Consider the following 17286-nt stretch of genomic DNA (forward strand, 5'->3'; position numbering starts at 1 on the left):
TTTAACCTAAAATAAATGTTTTTTTTAAATAAGATTTTTTATAGGAAGTGCTTTTAAAAGTCTATTTTGTCTAGAATTGCTTCAAAATCATGCCTGTTTTTCCATTTTTGCTGCAAAGTTTCTTGATAAACTGCCTCAACTCTTGCTTTAAATTCAGCTAAAATTCCGTTAGAAATTACAAAATTTACTGCTTGTTCAAATGAATTAAAAATGCTTTTGTAGAATAATTCCTGCTTTATGTAATTATTTGACGAATACGTTTGCGCAATTTCGACATTATAAAACATCAAATCGGCGATAACAAACGGATCGACTCCCAGCATTATAAAATGTTTAATGATTTTTTGAGCGACAGACCGACGCATTTTGGCTTTTGGACGCCATTTTGCATTTGGCTTTTTTATCGGAAAATATTCGTGTGAGATTTTGACTTTTGATTCCTGCAAAAGTTTATCTTCTTTGGGGTTAAAAACAAAGTCATAATACACTTTTACAGGACTGAATTTCTCATACAATTCAATAAGCTGTTCTTCGAGTTGTTCTTTGTTTAATTCGGCCAGATATTTTTTTAAATCACGTTTGCTCATTATCAAAGTTTAAGAATACAAAAGTAAATTACTTTCCTGAGACATAACTTAAAAACCAACCATAATACTTAATTTTGCTTATATAATCTCAAAAAATATATACATGCTCAAGATTTTCAAAGTTACCGCTATTTTAGAAGGAATCTCGTATTTAGTTTTATTTGCGAATATGCTAATTATTAAAACTAACAATCCTGAACTTTACCATACTTTATTAAGACCATTAGGAATGACACATGGCATTCTTTTTATTGGCTACATTATTCTTGCCTTTTTGTTGAAAAAATCTCAAAATTGGGATTTAAAAACGTTTGCCATCATACTAATAGCTTCTCTTATTCCGTTTGGAACTTTTTACATCGAGAAAAAATACTTAGAAAATAAAGCAAATGCATAAGCTTTTGGATAAAATATTTAATTTTTTATATCCGCTTTTCCGGGATTGGGGAATGAACCGCAATTTTGCATCATACATCAGCCTGGTCTTTAATATTGTCATTATGGTGGCAATGGCTTATGCCATTTATTATGTCGCGAAATTTGTTTTGGTAACGCTTACAGCGATTTTTGCCCAGCGTACCAAAACGAAATTCGACGATTATTTAATTCACAATAAAACAACAAAATACACTGCTTATTTAATTCCATTTTTCTTTATTTATAAAGCGGTTCCAATTATTTTGGACCGATATGAATATTGGGAATTGCTTTTTGGTAAAATCGTTGGTATTTATATCGTTTTAATCAGTTTATGGATTATCAGAACGATTTTTAATGCCCTGCGCGATTATTTAAAACAAAAACCGGAATACAGCGACAAACCTATTGACAGTTTTGTTCAGGTTATTATGATTGTTCTTTGGATTTTTGGGGTTGCCATGATTATTTCAACCTTATTCGGAATCAAAAAAGGCGAATTATTAACCATTTTAGGAACTCTTTCGGCTATTATTATCTTGATTTTCAGAGATACTATTTTAGGATTTGTTTCAAGTGTTCAGGTTGCCATAAATGATATGGTTCGTATTGGTGACTGGATTACAATGGATAAATTTGGTGCCGATGGTGACGTAATTGAAATTAATCTGACAACAGTAAAAGTTCGAAATTTTGACAATACGATTACTACGATTCCAACCTATGCGTTGAGTTCAGATTCATTTCAGAACTGGCGAGGCATGCAAAAGTCAGATGGAAGACGTATTAAAAGGCATATTTTGATTAAAAGCAGCAGTATTCGTTTTCTTAACAATGACGACTTAAGTCACATGAAAGGGATACAGCTTATCAATTCTTATATCGAAACCCGGCAGGCTGAAATTGAAAAGTACAATGATCTTAGGGGAGTTGATAAATCACTTTTGCTTAATGGCCGCAATATGACCAATTTAGGTTTGTTCAGGAAATATATCATGCAGTATTTATTAGATCATCCGGGACTTAATAAAAACATGCATATTATGTGCCGTCAGCTGCAATCTACCGCTCACGGAGTTCCCTTGGAAATTTATGTTTTTTCAAGCGATAAACGCTGGGCAAATTATGAATATATAATGTCTGATATTTTCGATCACGTTATGGCTTCTGTCATTTATTTTGACCTTGAAATATTTGAGCTGCCATCGCAGATTGGACGTTTGGATAGGTGATGTTTTGTTTTAAGTTTTAAGTTTCAGGTTTCAAGTTTCGCGTGGAGCTCAACGTTTGTCAGGTTGAGCGAAGTCGAAGCCCTTTATCGCGAGCCATTCGACTTCGCTCAGCCTGACAAACTACAAAACCTGAAACTTAAAACTTGTAACCTGAAACCTGAAACCTGAAACAAAGAAAAACTACTTCACCACTTCTTCAAAAACGAATTTAGGATCATTATAATTCAAAGTTCCCTGAATAAAGCATGGCAGGTTCATGTAGGTTCCTACTACTCCATTTCCCAGAATCATTTTGTTTTCTTTTTTCAGCAAAGCTAATGGTATTCTTTTCCAGCTTCCTCCGTTTGAAATATAATGGAAATCACCAGTTAAGGTGTTTTCTTTTATATCCCCTCTTACGTCTCCGGAATCTTTTCCTATTTTATAATACGATATTTCATAACGCCCGTAAAAGCGTTTATCGCTGATATTAAGATCTAAGGTCGCCGTATCTTTATTATTTACTGCCCGATATAAAATTTGTTTGTATTCTTTTTTTTCTTCTTTAGAATTGCAAGAAAGGATTACCATTAAAACTAAGGCAAGAAAAAATAAAGATTTTATATTCATAACGTAATTTTTTTTTGAAACTATATAAGTCATTTTGTTTCGTTAAGTTAAAACTAAATAAATTTTTCCAGTTATAATCGGGATAAAGTAAAAACTTGAATTTCTTATATGTTTAAATAAATTTTGTATTATTTTTTTTTCTAAATTTAAAGAAAAAACATGGCGGATAGAGACACTTTTTTAAAAGAATTCAGAGGCGAAACTTTAGGAACCGTAAGTGCTCAATCTTCAGCTGATGAGAACTTTCAAAACCAGACGATTAGACCTATTTTAAAGCTTCAAAATGATTTGTTTATTGCGGTTTTCATCAACTACATAAATAAAAACAAACCCGATTTTTATTCTTATTCAGTTGAGAAAAAACTTCAAACCATCGAAAATTCAATTCAAAAAGATATTAAGTTCCGAAATTCCTTAAAAGGAATTGTGATAGCGCTTTTTACGATTGAAGAATACGATACTTATATTCAGAATTCATCGAGTTTAAACAAGCGTATGATGAATTTATTAATTGACCGATTGAAAAGTCAGGTGCAGTTGTTTGAAGTGGAATCAGATTTGAAGTAAATTTTATTGAATGGAATTTAAAAATTTATTGTAAAAGATGTTCAATCGATTCCGAGATAAATTCCCCATAACCAATGAGAAGTGGAATGAATATACGAGTTATTTCAATCGTATTGAAGTTGCTTCCAAAACAGTTTTGATAGAAGAAGGAGAAGTTTCTAAAAAGCTTTTTATAATCGAAAAAGGCTGTGTCAGAGTTTGGTTTAATAATAACGGAAAAGATTTAACTTCGCAGTTCTTTTTTGAAAACCAAAGTGTGGCTTCTATCGAAAGTTTCATGAAAAAGTTTCCGAGTCCGGTTGTGGTTGAAACCATCGAACCTTCTGTTTTATGGTGGATTCATAAAAACGATCTGGATAAAATTATCGAAGAAATCAAGGAAATTCCGGAACTTCGGGACAGATTAATTGATATGCTTTTTCAGAGAACATTCGATTATATGAAACACTTTTTTTCTTTCATAAAAGACTCCCCTTCTCAGCGTTATCTTAGTTTAATTGAAGAAAAACCTCAAATTGTACTGCGCGTTCCGCAACATTACATTGCTTCTTATCTTGGTATAAGTACGGTGCATTTAAGCCGAATCAAAAGTAAATTAGTTCAGAAAAAATAAACTCCGGTCATTCGATAACAAATGTTATCGTCTGCCCATAAACGGCTTTATAATTTTGCTTCATAAAATTTAATAATTATGAAAGCAGCAGTAGTTTATACAAAAGGCGAATTGCCAAAATATGCAGAATTTCCAGAACCAATCGCAGCAAATGAAAACGAGGTTTTAATCTCGGTTAAAGCCGTTGCGATTACCAATTTAGACAAAGGAATTGCCGGCGGAAAACATTATTCTTCTGAAAATGAAAATCAAAACGGAATTGTAATTGGAAGCGACGGTATTGGTTTTCTGGAAAACGGAACAAAAGTCTATGCCCGGGGAATTTCAGGAACAATTGCCGAAAAAGCTTTAGTTGAGAAAAACAGAATGGTTGCATTGCCTGATGGAATTGATGATGCGACAGCCGCCGCAATGCCAAATGCAGTAGCAGGTTCTGCTATGGCGCTTCGTTTTAGAGCAGGAATAAAACCTGGAGAAACGGTTTTAATTAACGGCGCAACTGGCTTTACGGGGCAAATGGCAATTCAGATTGCTAAACATTACGGAGCAAAAAAGATAATTGTTACCGGAAGAAACGAAAAAACACTTCAAAGTCTTTTAGAATTGGGTGCTGATGAAATTGTTTCTTTAAAGCAAAATGATGAAAACTTTATTTCGCAGCTTAAGGAAATTCACCAAAATACACCTATTGATATTGTTTTGGATTATTTATGGGGACACTCGGCTGAACTTATTCTTTCTGTTTTAAAAGGAAATGGAAATTTCACGCATAAAACCCGATATGTTTCTATTGGTTCGATGTCTGGTGATATCATTCAATTGTCAACTCAGATTTTACGAAGTGTTGATTTGCAATTATCCGGATCTGGTTTAGGAAGCTGGACAAAAGAAGAAGTGAAACTATTATTTTCTGAAATTCTTCCTGAAATGTTTCTTTTGGCTTCTCAAAACAAATTAAAAGTCAATATCGAAAAATTCAATTTAACCGATATTGAAAAAATGTGGAACGCCGAAGTTTCTGATGGGAAAAGACTAGTGGTGTTGATTTAAATTGTTTTTAAACACATAGAAACATAGGTTCTATTTCTTGAAAAAGAATATAAAAAGAAACCAGTTTCTCGCACATAGCTATGTTTGTTAAACTAAGTGAAACGCCTTTTATCGGTTACTAAAACTATGTTCTATGTGTTTAAATTTTATTTATAATGTTTTAATACGCTAATAATTCCTTTAAAACTTCCTCAAAACGATCCTTAGGTAAAAACTGATCTTCCAGTGCTTTTGTAAACGGAATTGGTGAATCTAAACTCGCCACTCTTTTTACCGGAGCGTCTAAATATTGAAAACATTCTTCCATTATTAAAGCTGAAATATCGCTTGCAATCCCGCCAAATAAGGTGTCTTCCTGATAAATAATAGCTTTTCCTGTCTTTTTAACCGAAGCAAAAATAGTTTCGGTATCAAGTGGCTGCAGGGTTCTTAAGTCAATTAAATCAGCATCGATTTCAGGATGTTTTGCTAAAGTTTCCAAAGCCCAGTGAACCGGAGCTCCAAAAGCAATAATAGTTACGGCATTTCCTTCTTTTAATAAAGCTGCTTTTCCAAACGGAATTGTATAGTAATCTGTCGGAACATCTTGGTAAATGCTTCTGTACAATTGTTTGTGTTCGAAGAATAAAACCGGATTAGGATCATTGATCGCTGTATTCAATAAACCTTTTGCATCGTAAGGAAACGCCGGATAAACTACTTTTAATCCGGGAGTTTTGGTAAACCAGGCTTCGTTTGTCTGTGAGTGAAACGGCCCGGCTTGTGTTCCTCCGCCGCAAGGCATACGAACAACAACATCGGCTTTTTCGCCCCAGCGATAATGAGATTTAGCTAATAAATTTACAATTGGGTTAAAACCTGTTGAAACAAAATCAGCAAACTGCATTTCTACAATTGCTTTGTAATTATTGATTGATAATCCCATTGCAGTCGAAACCACAGCACTTTCGCAGATTGGTGTATTGCGTACCCGGTCCTTGCCGAAAGCATCAACAAATCCTTCTGTAATTTTAAAAGCACCTCCGTATTCGGCAATGTCCTGACCCATTATGACTAAGTTTTTATTGCGCCACATAGATTGTTCTAAACCATTTCGGACAGCATCTATAAAACGAATATTTTTTACTTCTTCACCATGAGTATATTCTTCATATTCAAAGTCTTTATAAACATCATCTAATTCTCCGCTGTAAGTTGGTTCAATTTCTGGTTCGGCATTTGCCATGGCCCAGTTTTCATCAATTTCCTGCTTAATTTCGCTGTGAAATTGTTCGTCAAGTTCAGTTGTCAGAACTCCAATTTCAGTTAAATAATTTCTATAATTCGCAACCGGATCTTTTGCCTGCCATTCGTCCATTAACTCCTGCGGTACATATTTGGTGCCGCTCGCCTCTTCGTGGCCGCGCATTCTAAATGTTTTAAATTCCAATAAAACCGGATGCGGATTTTCGATCATATCTTCTTTCAGCTTTGACAGTTTATTATATACTTCAAGAATATTATTTCCGTCAATAATCCAGCTTTCAATTCCGTAGCCAATTCCCTTGTCGGCTAAATTCTCGCATAAATACTGCTCGTTTGTTGGCGTAGAAAGCCCGTAACCATTATTTTCGATAACAAACATGACCGGAAGTTTCCAAACTGCGGCAATATTCAGTGCTTCGTGAAAGTCACCTTCGCTGGTAGCACCTTCTCCGGTAAAAACGGCAGTAATTTTATTATTTTTTTGAAGTTTATTGGCTAAGGCAATTCCGTCAGCAATTCCAAGCTGCGGGCCTAAGTGAGAAATCATTCCGATAATATTATATTCCTGGGTTCCAAAGTGAAAACTTCTGTCACGTCCTTTTGTAAAACCATTTGCTTTTCCCTGCCATTGCGAAAAAAGTCGGTTAAGCGGAATATTTCTGGTAGTAAAGACTCCCAAATTTCGGTGCATTGGCAATACATATTCAGAATCGTCCAGAACGGCAGTAACTCCCACAGCAATAGCTTCTTGTCCAATTCCGGAAAACCATTTTGAAACTTTCCCCTGTCGAATCAGAATAAGCATCTTTTCTTCGATCAAGCGTGGCTTTAGGATTTTTTTATATAAATCTAGTAATTTTTCATCAGTTAGTTTTTGTCTGTAAAAGATCATTGGGTTAGTGAGTTTAGTTTGTATCAAAGATAAAAAAATCAAACAATTTCGATTATTTTAGTTGTATTTTTTCAATTTTATTAAAAGATTTAAAATTCAAATCTAAAATATTATTTACCTTTGTTATAGAAAGGTTTAATGCCTTTTTTCTTAAATAAAAATGTAAAGTATGCAAAACATTCCTAGTGTAGACTTACGTGATTTCCTTTCGGACGACCCGAAACGTAAACAAAAATTTGTAAATGAAATCGGCAGTGCATTTGAAAACATTGGCTTCGTAGCCCTAAAAGGTCATTTCTTAGATGACAAATTGGTAGACGAACTTTATGGTGAAATTAGAAAATTTTTCGCCTTGCCAGTAGAAACTAAGCATAATTATGAAATTCCCGGAATTGGCGGACAAAGAGGTTATGTTTCTTTTGGAAAAGAACATGCTAAAGGACGCAAAGAGGGAGATTTAAAGGAATTCTGGCATTTTGGACAGTATGTTGACAAGGATTCTAAATGGGCTTCAGAATATCCTGAAAACGTAGAAGTTAAAGAATTACCACGTTTTAATGAAGTAGGTAAAGATGCTTACCAAATGCTTGAAAAAACAGGTATTTATGTTTTAAGAGCATTGGCTTTACACCTTGGTTTGGATGAGTTTTATTTTGATGAATATGCAAAAGAAGGAAACTCCATTTTAAGACCAATACATTATCCTCCAATTACTTCTGAACCGGAAAATGCTATTCGTGCAGCGGCGCATGGCGATATTAACCTAATCACATTATTAATGGGAGCTCAGGGTAAAGGACTTCAGGTTCAAAACCATGATGGAGAATGGATTGATGCTATTGCAGCTGATGACGAATTGGTAATTAATGTTGGAGACATGTTGTCCAGACACACTAATAATAAACTAAAATCAACAATTCATCAGGTGGTAAACCCGCCAAGAGAATTATGGGGAACTTCTCGTTATTCTGTCCCGTTTTTTATGCATCCGGTAAGCGATATGCGCTTAGATTGTCTTGAAAAATGTATCGACGAAGAAAATCCTAAGAAATTTGAAGATATTACAGCGGGTGAGTTTTTACACGAACGTTTAGTAGAATTAGGTTTAATTAAAAAATAAACGCAAAATAAATTTCTCCCGAAGCTTCGGGATTAAAATTCCAAATTCCAAACTCAACATTGGAATTTGGAATTTAATTTTTAAAAACATTAATATTTGTAGTTTATTTTTAGAATAAAAAAGTATGGATTTTAAAGATCAATTAAAAAACTTATTTCCGGATCACATAGAATCGAACGAACCAGAAGAAATTCAGGAACAGGAACATGTTTTGTATGTTCAGAAAGAACCGATGATTTGTAAATTCGAAAAACGAAAAGGAAAAGCCACCACGATAATCGAAGGTTACGAAGGAAGTGATGAAGATTTTAAATTATTAGCCAAAGAAATAAAAACAAAATTGAGCGTTGGAGGTACGTTTAAAGATGGTTCTATTATCATTCAAGGCGATTACCGCGACAAAATCATGGCTATTTTAAAAGAAAAAGGATTTAAAACTAAAAGAGTTGGAGGTTAGAAAAATTGTTTAAAGTTTCAGGTTTCAGTCTGCGCAGTCTTAAACTCTAAACCTGAAACAAAAAAAACGCAGAACCTTAGCATCTCAGCAACTTAGCACCTTATAAAAAATGATAAAGCAATCAGAATTAATACTTAACCCGGACGGAAGCGTTTATCACCTAAACCTTCGTCCTGAGCATATTGCCAACGATATTATTTTTGTTGGAGACCAAAACAGAGTAGAAAAAATTACTCAGTTTTTTGATACTATAGAATTTTCTACTCAAAAAAGAGAATTTAAAACCCAAACCGGAATCTACAAAGGAAAAAGAATCTCTGTAATGTCAACCGGAATTGGCCCGGATAATATTGATATTGTGGTCAATGAGCTGGATGCTTTAGTAAATATCGATTTAAAAACACGTCAGCCGAAAGAAAAGTTAACTTCTTTAAACATCATCAGGATTGGAACTTCGGGATCTTTACAGGCTGATATTCCGGTAGACAGCTTTGTAATGTCGAAATTCGGACTTGGATTGGATAATATGCTCCGCTCCTATTTAATTGACGAAGTTTCAAATACAGCACTTGAGGATGCATTCATTCTTCATACCAATTGGGATATTAGAAAAGGAAGACCTTATGTAATTCCATGTTCAGAGAAACTGGAAAAAATTATCGAATCAGATAAAATTTTCAAGGGAATAACAGCTACAGCCGGAGGGTTCTACGGTCCGCAGGGACGTGTTTTACGTTTGAATATTCAAGATTCAGCATTAAATAGTAAAATGGATAACTTTAATTTTAATGACCACCGAATCACTAATTTGGAGATGGAAACGGCAGCAATTTACGGACTTTCTTCGCTTTTAGGACATAATGCCTTATCTTTAAATGCAATTATTGCCAATCGTGCTTCGGGGACTTTTAGTGAAGATCCTTATAAAGCTGTAGATGAATTGATTACTTATACGCTGAATAAACTGGCTGGTAATTAATTGAGAAAATTTGTCAATTGAAATAAGATAATTTAAAATTTTAGATTATGTTTTTAAGAGTGGCCCGGCATACAAATGATATAAAGAAGATTGAAGATTTTTATGTCAATATCTTGGGTTTTGAGCAGCTTGGAGGTTTTGAGAAACACAATAATTACGACGGTATTTTTATTGGAAAATCGGGTTTAGACTGGCATTTTGAATTTACACAATCTGAAGTAAAAGCCAGTCATTCTTTTGATGAAGACGATATTATCGTGCTGTACCCTAAAACAATTTTAGATTATAACGAATTAATAAATAAGCTTATACGCCATAATATTTCAACGATAACTGCTGCTAATCCTTTCTGGAATGAAAACGGAAAGATGATTCAGGATCCAGATGGTTACCGCATTGTAATATCATCCTTAAAAGCCATAATAAACGAAATAGAATAATGCAGGAAACACATAAAAAAATATTATTTAAATATTATAGTGATCTGCTGGAAGATACAGTTGTAGAAACCATGTGGGCAGAAATTATAGATTTAGAAAAAGGACTTTTTAAATTAGATAACATTCCTTTTTTTGGTCCCTTAATTGCCACAGATGATATTTTCTTTGCAGAATATGATGAAGATGAAAAACGCCTTGTTTACAGAAAAACCATAGAAAGTTTTGGAAATTCGATTATTCAGGTAATAATTTTAGAAAAAGAATTTGATAAAGAAATTATCAGAGAAAAACTAAAAGCAGTAAACTGTTTGTCAGAAGTTTTAAATGAAACTTTATTTGCTGTAGAAGTACTAAGAGATGTGGATTATTCATTTGTGCGAAGCATTTTAAGTGAATATGAATCTGAAGAAATTATTGAATATGCAGAGCCCTGCCTTTCTGATAAACACCGGGCAGATCTATTAAAAAACTAAACAAACAAACTTAAGAATACGCATACCAAACTTAACTTAAACTCAACTAGAATGAAAACTGTAAAAATTGTAGGTGTTCCCGAACACTTCAATCTGCCATGGCATTTATGTATTGAAAATGGCGAATTTGAAGCGGAAAATATTGATTTACAATGGAAAAATGTTCCTGAGGGTACCGGAAAAATGTGTCAGATGCTTCGCGACGGCGAAACTGATATGGCGGTAATTTTAACTGAAGGAATTGTAAAAGATATTGTAGCAGGAAATCCAAGTAAAATTGTGCAGATTTATGTGCAGTCTCCTTTAATTTGGGGTATTCACGTGGCGGCAAAATCAGATTTTCAGACTATTAAAGATTTAGAAAACAAAAAGGCAGCGATTTCCAGAATTGGTTCCGGTTCTCAGTTAATGGCTTATGTAAATGCAAATGAACAGGGCTGGAACAGTGATAATTTACAATTTGAAATTATAAATACAATTGACGGTGCGGTTGAAGCATTAACAAACGGAACTGCAGATTATTTTATGTGGGAGCGTTTTATGACAAAACCTCTTGTAGATCAAGGAGTTTTCAGACGTGTTGGTGACTGCCCTACTCCATGGCCGTCGTTTGTGATTACGGTTCGCGATGAATTCTTAAAAAAGAACCCAAAAGTGGTCGAAAAAGTTTTGGAAGTAATCAATAAAACAACGCACGATTTTGCGCAGATTCCTGATATTGATAAGACTTTGGCTGAATTATTTAATCAAAAAGCTGAAGACATTCAGGAATGGCTTAAATTGACGCAGTGGTCACAAAAACATTTAACCGAAAAAGCATTTATCAAAATTCAGAATCAATTATTTGATCTGGGAATTATTGATAAAAAAAGTACTTTTGTTGAAACCGTAAAAGCGCTGTAAAAACTGCTTTTGATACTTATGATAAATTTTCCAAAAATTGACCTTCCTCAGTTAAAATCCAAATTACAGGTGAAATCACCTTGGGATAGGATTATTATTTCGGTGTTGAGTCTTTTGATTACGATTCCGATATTTATCATTCTGCATCAAAATCTTATCGATTTAGAGTGGTCGTTCAATCTTGATCGTGTTTTTATTTTCATATTTGTTTTTACTGCTATTTTCTTTCTTTTAATGTATCTGCGAACCATTATTATTTTATGTGTCGCAGTATATTTATTGGTTTTGTTTTACGGATCGGTTATTGGAAATTATGGTTTCAGTGAGATTTCGGAAGATTATAATTCAATGATTTATACCATGTCTGATAATCCGTATCCGCAGGATATAATTGTAGCAAAACTGCTTCCGTTTCCTAATAAATCAAAAATTTTAAATGCGATAGAATATCAAAATCCGAAAGTGCGGAATTTTGCTATTATGGCCACAACAAAGCATTTTAAAGGGATAAAAGGCTATTCTGATTACAGAACTATTATACAATGCTTTGCCGTATTTAAAGAAATAAACGGCCGTTGGAATTATGTTAACGACCCAAAGGAAGGCGATTATATTGCTACTGCCAGTGAATCGCTGCAATATTTCTCCGGAGACTGCGACGATCATTCGATATTAATGGCCGCTGCGATTCGTTCTATTGGAGGTACTCCCCGACTGATTCATACCAAAGGTCATATTTATCCGGAAATTTTAATAGGTTCTTTAATCGATTTGGAAAAAGTTAATTATCTGATTAAAAATGTGCTTTTTCAGAAAGAAAGCTACGGTAAAAAACTGCACTATCATATTGATGAACGCGGCCAGGTCTGGATGAATCTGGATTATACTGCAACCTATCCGGGCGGACCATTTATGTACGAAGAAATTCTGGGAGCTTTGACCTTAAATTGATCTTTTTTTACTGACAAAACTTCTGTCTAATCCTTAAAATATTAGTAATCAGATAATTTAATTCTGCTTTTTGTTAATTAAATGTTAGGAGTAATACTTTTTTTTGTAACTTTTCCTATCTAATTTTTAATCGCAAAATCATGAAAAAATCTAAATTATTTATCTTCGGAATTGCAATGGCGGCAGTATTATTGATTTCATGCTCTAAGGGTAGAAGTAAATTAGTAAACTCCTGGAAAATTACTGCCGTAGAAGCTAAAATGCCTCTCTCGGATTCTTTAAAATCCGTTATTTTAAGTGATGGAACTCTTACATTTACAAATGATGGTCATGTTACCGGATTTTTAACAAGTGAGATAACAAACGGTACTTATGCATTGACAAAAGGTGGAAAAAGTTTAGTAATTAAAGATGAAGTTGGTACCCCATACCCATGCGAAAGTACTATTACAGACGATGAGTTGATATTGGACAGTAAAGAAATGAAAATTACACTCAAAAAAATATAACCTGAAAAAACATTGAAAAAGCCACTTTTATTAAGTGGTTTTTTTATATTTAATTTCTTAAATTATCCAGACTTAAATAATTAATAATCAAAAAACTATGAAATTTAAAAATAGATTATCAGCGTTATTGGTTTTAGTATGTGTATTGATCTTTACCGAAAAAACTTTTTCATGTACCCGAATTGTTTACGAAGGTTTAAATGGAACAATTTTGACAGCCCGCTCAATGGACTGGAAAGGTGAAATTCCGGCCAATTTGTGGCTTTTTCCCAGAGGAATTGAGCGATTTGGCGAAGTAGGAACCAGCTCGATCAAATGGAAATCAAAATACGGAAGCGTTATAACCAGTTCCTGGGACATTGCCTCGTCTGACGGAATGAACGAAAAAGGCTTAGCAGGCAATTTACTTTGGCTGGTAGAATCTACTTATCCTCCTTTTGAAAAAAATGGAAAAACCAAAGGACTTGCGGTTTCGCTATGGCTGCAATATGTTCTGGACAATTTTTCGACAGTTTCTGAAGCAGTAACGGCATTAGAAAAGAAAGATTTTGTTATAACTTCTTCTCACATTCCGGGTACTAATATTTTTGCAACGGTACATTTATCAATTTCTGATGCCTCTGGAGATAATGCTATTTTTGAATATATAAACGGAAACTTAGTTATTCATCATGACAGGAAATATGTTGCCATGACCAACTCTCCTATTTTTGAGCAGCAACTGGCTATAAATACGTACTGGAAAGGAATTCCCGGAACGATTATGATGCCGGGAACTAATCGTGCGGCAGATCGATTTGTAAGAGCCTCATATTATATCGATGCAATTCCTAAAACTGATAATATTAGAACGGCGCTTGCCAGTGTTTTTGGTGTTATTAGAAATTGCTCTGTTCCGCTTGGGATTTCATCTGAAACTGAGCCTAATATATCTTCTACAAGATGGAGAACTGTTGCAGATCATAAAAATCTTGTTTATTATTTTGATAATGTGCTGAATCCAAATGTAGTCTGGGTAGAATTTAGTAAACTTGATTTTAGCGAAAAAGGAAAAATTAAGAAACTAAGTCTGGCTAATAATGAAAATTATTCAGGTGAATCATCTATGAATTTTAAACCGGCGCCATCGTTTATATTTGCCGGATTAGATTAAATATAAATTTAAAAACCCTCTAACAGAAATTCTTTAGAGGGTTGCTCTATTCACGTAATATCTTTTCCATCTTTTTTCCCTTGGCCAGCTCATCGACCAGTTTATCCATATAGCGAATCTTTTGCATAAGCGGATCTTCAATTTCTTCAATTCGGTATCCGCAGATCATTCCCGTAATTTTTGAAGCGTTTGGATTTATTTTCGGAGCTTCGGCAAAAAAAGTTTCCAAATCTGCCTTCTTTTCAATCTGATTTCTAAATTGTGTTTCACTATAGCCGGTTAACCACAAAATAACGTTATCTACTTCTTCTGCAGTTCTTCCCTTCTTTTCAGCTTTTTGAATGTATAATGGATATACACTCGAAAATAGGATTTTATATACTCTTGTGTTATTCATTTTTTTTGATTTAAAATTATGAAAAAATTGAATAAATCAGGCAAAATTATAGTTCTGTAAGTGTTTTGTTTATCTACGATATTTTTTTTAACAGATCAAAACCCCTTATGATAGGTTGTAAAACGTGGTATTTTTTAGAAAAACTCAAAAAAAAATAAAAAATCTTAAAAAAATATTGCGCAGTCAAATAACTGCATTATATTTGCAGTCAAATAACTGCACAATGGAAATACGTAGAGATGTTTTTCAGGCAATTGCCGACCCAACCCGCAGAGCGATTTTAAGCTTAGTGGCATTACAAGCTATGACACCCGGTACAATAGCTGAAAATTTTGAGTCATCAAGACAAACCATTTCAAAACACATTAAGATATTAACTGAATGTGAATTATTAGAACAACAGCAAAATGGAAGAGAAATTTACTATCATATAAATGCTAAGAAGATTAAAGAAGTAGCAGATTTTATTGAGCCTTTCCGCAAAATGTGGGATGATCGTTTTAATAAACTGGAAGATATTATGAAAAACTATAAACCAAAAAACTAAATGTTATGGAAAAGAAAACAAAAATTAGTGCCGAAAACGGTCAGCAGGAAATTCTAATTACAAGAGAATTTGATCTTCCGTTGGAATTACTGTTTAAAGCTTACGCCGAAGCAGAAATTGTAGAACAATGGATGGGAACAAAAGTTTTAAAATTAGAAAACAAAAAATTCGGCGGCTGGAAATTTGAAACCAGAGATCCTAACGGAAATGTAGTGTTTAGTGCCAATGGCGTTATTCATGATTTTGTTCCAGAAAAGAGAATTATCAGAACATTTGAAATGGAAAATGCCAATTTTGCTCCTCAATTGGAATTTATCGAATTTGAAAAATTGACAGAAGAAACAAGCAAATTAACCATTCAGACTATCTACAAATCGGTTGAGCATAGAGATTATCAATTGAAACTTCCATTTGCGCAAGGTCTTAATATGGCGCACAATCGTTTACAGGAAATCGTTAACCAACTTAAATAAATTATTATGAGCAAGAGCAATAGAATTATATACTGGATTGCTACACTTTGGCTGGCATTGGGAATGACTGCAACAGGAATTGTACAACTGTTAAAAATGAAAGAAGAAGCCGTTATGATGGCGCATTTAGGTTATCCGATTTATTTTTTAACCATTCTTGGTATCTGGAAAATTCTTGGTGTAATTGCCGTTTTAATTCCGAAATTTCCATTATTAAAAGAATGGGCTTATGCTGGTTTCTTTTTTGCAATGAGCGGTGCTATTTTTTCTCATTTTGCAAGCGGAGATTCAGGCACTGAATATTTTGGTCCGGCTTTATTATTAGTTTTAACTGTAACATCCTGGTATTTCAGACCCTCTGAAAGAAAGTGTATTTAGTTTTCAGTTTGCAGTTTCAGTATTATAATTTTTGCACTGAAAACTAAAAACTGAAACTGCAAACCGAGATTGAAAACTGAGACTAAAAACCCTTCACGGCTTCGTTAAAAAAGTCTAATAAAAGCTGTAAATTATTTTCATCGTGCATTGCTTCTGTCTGCTGTAATGTTATTTCAGTAATTTCAGAAGCTCTGGCACACATTTTTTTCTCAAAGAAACCAATTGCATTTTTCAGGTCTGTAAACAAATTAGAGGTTAATACTTCATACAGCTCTAAGGCATCTGCCAGGGCCTGATTTGCCCCTTCTCCTGCGTACGGTGGCATGCGATGTGCTGCATCACCAATCATAGTAAGATTTGGAAGAGGATTCCAATACTGATCTAATGGAAAATGATACATTGGACGGGGCATTATCCAAATTTCATCATTATTAAAAATTTCCTGCCATTCAGGACTCCAGTCACTAAATTCCTTTTTAAACCATTCTCCTACTTCAATTTTGTTCTTAAAATCAATTCCTGATTTTGCCAGCCAGTCATAAGTTGTTTTTATTCCAATTAAAACCGAAAGTGTTCCATCGGCTTTTGCACTGAATAAAAGGGTTTTTCCGTTCTCTAAGGCAAATACTTTCCCGCCGTTTACCAGCTGCCAAAGTCTAGGCGCATTATTTTCGGCATTATAAACATTAATTTCAATTGCCGTAATGCCAGAGAAAACAGGTTGAATATTGGTAATATATTTTCTAACACGTGAATTTGCGCCGTCAGAGGCGATCACAATATCGGCATAAGCACTCGAACCATTTTCAAAAAAAACTTCCCAGCCCTGCCCTGAAGGCTTCATTTCTGTGAATTTAGAATTCCAAATAATATTATCTTCCTTAAGAGACGCAATCAATAAATCACGTAAAGGACCGCGGTCAATTTCGGGACGAAAATGCTCATTCTCAAAATCTTCTTCCGGCTTTTCTTGATGATCATCGTATACAATGGTCATATTTCGATTTATTATTTTCATTTTATCGGCACCAGGTCGATAGTATTTTTTAAATTCATCCATTAATCCCGCTTCAATCATGGCTTTTAAGCCCGTATCTGCATGCAGATCAAGTGTAGAACCTTGCTGGCGGATATCTTTGTTCTCGTCTCTTTCATAAACTTTTACATCTGCTCCTTTTTGCTGTAATAATCTGGCAAGAGTTAAACCTCCTGGGCCTCCGCCGATAATGGCAATTCTTTTATTATCTAATAACATATTTTTCTTTCTTTTAATTTCATTACAAAATTATCTGTA

At 34.0% G+C, this 17286-nt stretch carries 22 protein-coding genes; 17 read left to right on the top strand and 5 right to left on the bottom strand.

The window, feature by feature from the left end:
* Positions 1-53 precede the first annotated feature (53 nt).
* Entirely contained in the window at positions 54-587 is a 534-nt protein-coding gene (locus BKM63_RS18120) for a DUF6155 family protein (RefSeq protein WP_071637966.1), read from the bottom strand.
* 103 nt (positions 588-690) lie between these two features.
* Between BKM63_RS18120 and BKM63_RS18125 the strand changes: the two genes are divergently transcribed.
* Entirely contained in the window at positions 691-984 is a 294-nt protein-coding gene (locus tag BKM63_RS18125; RefSeq protein ID WP_071637967.1) for a DUF3817 domain-containing protein, read from the top strand.
* The gene (locus tag BKM63_RS18130; RefSeq protein WP_071637968.1) at positions 977-2236 is read left to right on the top strand and encodes a mechanosensitive ion channel family protein; all 1260 of its coding nucleotides are present in this window, start codon (positions 977-979) and stop codon (positions 2234-2236) included. Before BKM63_RS18125 ends, BKM63_RS18130 begins: the two co-directional genes overlap by 8 nt.
* Before the next feature lie 180 nt (positions 2237-2416).
* Here the strand turns inward: BKM63_RS18130 and BKM63_RS18135 are convergent, their stop codons facing one another.
* Positions 2417-2845: a hypothetical protein gene (locus BKM63_RS18135; RefSeq protein WP_071638167.1), complete on the bottom strand. Its 429-nt coding sequence runs from the start codon at positions 2843-2845 to the stop codon at positions 2417-2419.
* A gap of 159 nt (positions 2846-3004) precedes the next feature.
* On the opposite strand from BKM63_RS18135, the gene BKM63_RS18140 reads away from it, so the two are divergent.
* The 3 genes from BKM63_RS18140 to BKM63_RS18150 all read left to right on the top strand — a co-directional run bounded on the left by BKM63_RS18140 (position 3005) and on the right by BKM63_RS18150 (position 5075).
* Positions 3005-3412, top strand: coding sequence for a glyoxalase (locus BKM63_RS18140; RefSeq protein WP_071637969.1), 408 nt, complete (start codon positions 3005-3007; stop codon positions 3410-3412).
* A gap of 37 nt (positions 3413-3449) precedes the next feature.
* Positions 3450-4025, top strand: a complete 576-nt coding sequence (locus BKM63_RS18145; protein WP_071637970.1) for a Crp/Fnr family transcriptional regulator — start codon at positions 3450-3452, stop codon at positions 4023-4025.
* A 78-nt stretch (positions 4026-4103) separates the two neighbouring features.
* On the top strand, positions 4104-5075 hold the full coding sequence (locus BKM63_RS18150) for a quinone oxidoreductase family protein (protein ID WP_071637971.1): 972 nt from the start codon (positions 4104-4106) through the stop codon (positions 5073-5075).
* A 160-nt stretch (positions 5076-5235) separates the two neighbouring features.
* Here the strand turns inward: BKM63_RS18150 and BKM63_RS18155 are convergent, their stop codons facing one another.
* A complete protein-coding gene (locus BKM63_RS18155) occupies positions 5236-7212 on the bottom strand; it encodes an alpha-ketoacid dehydrogenase subunit alpha/beta (protein ID WP_071637972.1) in 1977 nt (658 codons plus the stop codon).
* 169 nt (positions 7213-7381) lie between these two features.
* Here BKM63_RS18155 and BKM63_RS18160 point away from each other — a divergent pair, with 169 nt between their 5' ends.
* The 9 genes from BKM63_RS18160 to BKM63_RS18200 all read left to right on the top strand — a co-directional run bounded on the left by BKM63_RS18160 (position 7382) and on the right by BKM63_RS18200 (position 14197).
* A complete protein-coding gene (locus BKM63_RS18160) occupies positions 7382-8332 on the top strand; it encodes an isopenicillin N synthase family dioxygenase (protein WP_071637973.1) in 951 nt (316 codons plus the stop codon).
* Between the two features lie 124 nt (positions 8333-8456).
* Entirely contained in the window at positions 8457-8789 is a 333-nt protein-coding gene (locus BKM63_RS18165; protein WP_071637974.1) for a translation initiation factor, read from the top strand.
* 109 nt (positions 8790-8898) lie between these two features.
* Positions 8899-9768, top strand: coding sequence for a nucleoside phosphorylase (locus BKM63_RS18170; RefSeq protein ID WP_071637975.1), 870 nt, complete (start codon positions 8899-8901; stop codon positions 9766-9768).
* A gap of 47 nt (positions 9769-9815) precedes the next feature.
* Positions 9816-10208, top strand: a complete 393-nt coding sequence (locus BKM63_RS18175) for a VOC family protein (RefSeq protein WP_071637976.1) — start codon at positions 9816-9818, stop codon at positions 10206-10208.
* Positions 10208-10681 carry a DUF4265 domain-containing protein gene (locus tag BKM63_RS18180; protein WP_071637977.1) on the top strand — a complete coding sequence of 158 codons (474 nt, stop codon included), beginning with the start codon at positions 10208-10210 and terminating at the stop codon, positions 10679-10681. The genes BKM63_RS18175 and BKM63_RS18180 overlap by 1 nt, the downstream gene beginning before the upstream one ends.
* 51 nt (positions 10682-10732) lie before the next feature.
* Positions 10733-11584 carry a substrate-binding domain-containing protein gene (locus BKM63_RS18185; RefSeq protein ID WP_071637978.1) on the top strand — a complete coding sequence of 284 codons (852 nt, stop codon included), beginning with the start codon at positions 10733-10735 and terminating at the stop codon, positions 11582-11584.
* An 18-nt stretch (positions 11585-11602) separates the two neighbouring features.
* Entirely contained in the window at positions 11603-12535 is a 933-nt protein-coding gene (locus BKM63_RS18190; protein ID WP_071637979.1) for a transglutaminase, read from the top strand.
* 140 nt (positions 12536-12675) lie between these two features.
* Complete coding sequence (locus BKM63_RS18195) at positions 12676-13044, top strand: hypothetical protein (RefSeq protein WP_071637980.1); 369 nt, start codon at positions 12676-12678, stop codon at positions 13042-13044.
* A gap of 97 nt (positions 13045-13141) precedes the next feature.
* Positions 13142-14197: a linear amide C-N hydrolase gene (locus BKM63_RS18200; protein WP_071637981.1), complete on the top strand. Its 1056-nt coding sequence runs from the start codon at positions 13142-13144 to the stop codon at positions 14195-14197.
* Between the two features lie 46 nt (positions 14198-14243).
* Here BKM63_RS18200 and BKM63_RS18205 read toward each other — a convergent pair whose 3' ends face one another.
* Complete coding sequence (locus BKM63_RS18205; RefSeq protein WP_071637982.1) at positions 14244-14594, bottom strand: DUF2200 domain-containing protein; 351 nt, start codon at positions 14592-14594, stop codon at positions 14244-14246.
* A 223-nt stretch (positions 14595-14817) separates the two neighbouring features.
* Here BKM63_RS18205 and BKM63_RS18210 point away from each other — a divergent pair, with 223 nt between their 5' ends.
* Genes BKM63_RS18210 through BKM63_RS18220 form a run of 3 tightly spaced genes read left to right on the top strand, consistent with a single transcriptional unit; the run spans position 14818 to position 15992 of the window.
* Positions 14818-15141, top strand: coding sequence for an ArsR/SmtB family transcription factor (locus tag BKM63_RS18210; RefSeq protein WP_071637983.1), 324 nt, complete (start codon positions 14818-14820; stop codon positions 15139-15141).
* A gap of 5 nt (positions 15142-15146) precedes the next feature.
* A complete protein-coding gene (locus BKM63_RS18215; RefSeq protein ID WP_071637984.1) occupies positions 15147-15614 on the top strand; it encodes an SRPBCC domain-containing protein in 468 nt (155 codons plus the stop codon).
* 6 nt (positions 15615-15620) lie between these two features.
* Positions 15621-15992 carry a DoxX family protein gene (locus tag BKM63_RS18220; RefSeq protein ID WP_071637985.1) on the top strand — a complete coding sequence of 124 codons (372 nt, stop codon included), beginning with the start codon at positions 15621-15623 and terminating at the stop codon, positions 15990-15992.
* Positions 15993-16074: 82 nt separating this feature from the next.
* Here the strand turns inward: BKM63_RS18220 and BKM63_RS18225 are convergent, their stop codons facing one another.
* Positions 16075-17247 carry an FAD-dependent oxidoreductase gene (locus BKM63_RS18225; RefSeq protein ID WP_071637986.1) on the bottom strand — a complete coding sequence of 391 codons (1173 nt, stop codon included), beginning with the start codon at positions 17245-17247 and terminating at the stop codon, positions 16075-16077.
* Positions 17248-17286: the final 39 nt, after the last annotated feature.

Origin of the sequence: Flavobacterium johnsoniae, from assembly GCF_001879205.1 — a bacterium.
Lineage (GTDB): Bacteria > Bacteroidota > Bacteroidia > Flavobacteriales > Flavobacteriaceae > Flavobacterium > Flavobacterium johnsoniae_A.

What these genes read in the sequence shown, in the direction of transcription:
- BKM63_RS18215 (WP_071637984.1), top strand. Translation starts at nt 15,147, where the DNA reads ATGGAAAAGAAAACAAAAATTAGTGCCGAAAACGGTCAGCAGGAAATT.
- BKM63_RS18170 (WP_071637975.1), top strand. Translation starts at nt 8,899, where the DNA reads ATGATAAAGCAATCAGAATTAATACTTAACCCGGACGGAAGCGTTTAT.
- BKM63_RS18195 (WP_071637980.1), top strand. Translation starts at nt 12,676, where the DNA reads ATGAAAAAATCTAAATTATTTATCTTCGGAATTGCAATGGCGGCAGTA.
- BKM63_RS18145 (WP_071637970.1), top strand. Translation starts at nt 3,450, where the DNA reads ATGTTCAATCGATTCCGAGATAAATTCCCCATAACCAATGAGAAGTGG.
- BKM63_RS18120 (WP_071637966.1), bottom strand. Translation starts at nt 587, where the DNA reads ATGAGCAAACGTGATTTAAAAAAATATCTGGCCGAATTAAACAAAGAA.
- BKM63_RS18155 (WP_071637972.1), bottom strand. Translation starts at nt 7,212, where the DNA reads ATGATCTTTTACAGACAAAAACTAACTGATGAAAAATTACTAGATTTA.
- BKM63_RS18190 (WP_071637979.1), top strand. Translation starts at nt 11,603, where the DNA reads ATGATAAATTTTCCAAAAATTGACCTTCCTCAGTTAAAATCCAAATTA.
- BKM63_RS18150 (WP_071637971.1), top strand. Translation starts at nt 4,104, where the DNA reads ATGAAAGCAGCAGTAGTTTATACAAAAGGCGAATTGCCAAAATATGCA.
- BKM63_RS18200 (WP_071637981.1), top strand. Translation starts at nt 13,142, where the DNA reads ATGAAATTTAAAAATAGATTATCAGCGTTATTGGTTTTAGTATGTGTA.
- BKM63_RS18210 (WP_071637983.1), top strand. Translation starts at nt 14,818, where the DNA reads ATGGAAATACGTAGAGATGTTTTTCAGGCAATTGCCGACCCAACCCGC.
- BKM63_RS18225 (WP_071637986.1), bottom strand. Translation starts at nt 17,247, where the DNA reads ATGTTATTAGATAATAAAAGAATTGCCATTATCGGCGGAGGCCCAGGA.
- BKM63_RS18180 (WP_071637977.1), top strand. Translation starts at nt 10,208, where the DNA reads ATGCAGGAAACACATAAAAAAATATTATTTAAATATTATAGTGATCTG.
- BKM63_RS18130 (WP_071637968.1), top strand. Translation starts at nt 977, where the DNA reads ATGCATAAGCTTTTGGATAAAATATTTAATTTTTTATATCCGCTTTTC.
- BKM63_RS18135 (WP_071638167.1), bottom strand. Translation starts at nt 2,845, where the DNA reads ATGAATATAAAATCTTTATTTTTTCTTGCCTTAGTTTTAATGGTAATC.
- BKM63_RS18205 (WP_071637982.1), bottom strand. Translation starts at nt 14,594, where the DNA reads ATGAATAACACAAGAGTATATAAAATCCTATTTTCGAGTGTATATCCA.
- BKM63_RS18165 (WP_071637974.1), top strand. Translation starts at nt 8,457, where the DNA reads ATGGATTTTAAAGATCAATTAAAAAACTTATTTCCGGATCACATAGAA.
- BKM63_RS18140 (WP_071637969.1), top strand. Translation starts at nt 3,005, where the DNA reads ATGGCGGATAGAGACACTTTTTTAAAAGAATTCAGAGGCGAAACTTTA.
- BKM63_RS18160 (WP_071637973.1), top strand. Translation starts at nt 7,382, where the DNA reads ATGCAAAACATTCCTAGTGTAGACTTACGTGATTTCCTTTCGGACGAC.
- BKM63_RS18220 (WP_071637985.1), top strand. Translation starts at nt 15,621, where the DNA reads ATGAGCAAGAGCAATAGAATTATATACTGGATTGCTACACTTTGGCTG.
- BKM63_RS18175 (WP_071637976.1), top strand. Translation starts at nt 9,816, where the DNA reads ATGTTTTTAAGAGTGGCCCGGCATACAAATGATATAAAGAAGATTGAA.
- BKM63_RS18185 (WP_071637978.1), top strand. Translation starts at nt 10,733, where the DNA reads ATGAAAACTGTAAAAATTGTAGGTGTTCCCGAACACTTCAATCTGCCA.
- BKM63_RS18125 (WP_071637967.1), top strand. Translation starts at nt 691, where the DNA reads ATGCTCAAGATTTTCAAAGTTACCGCTATTTTAGAAGGAATCTCGTAT.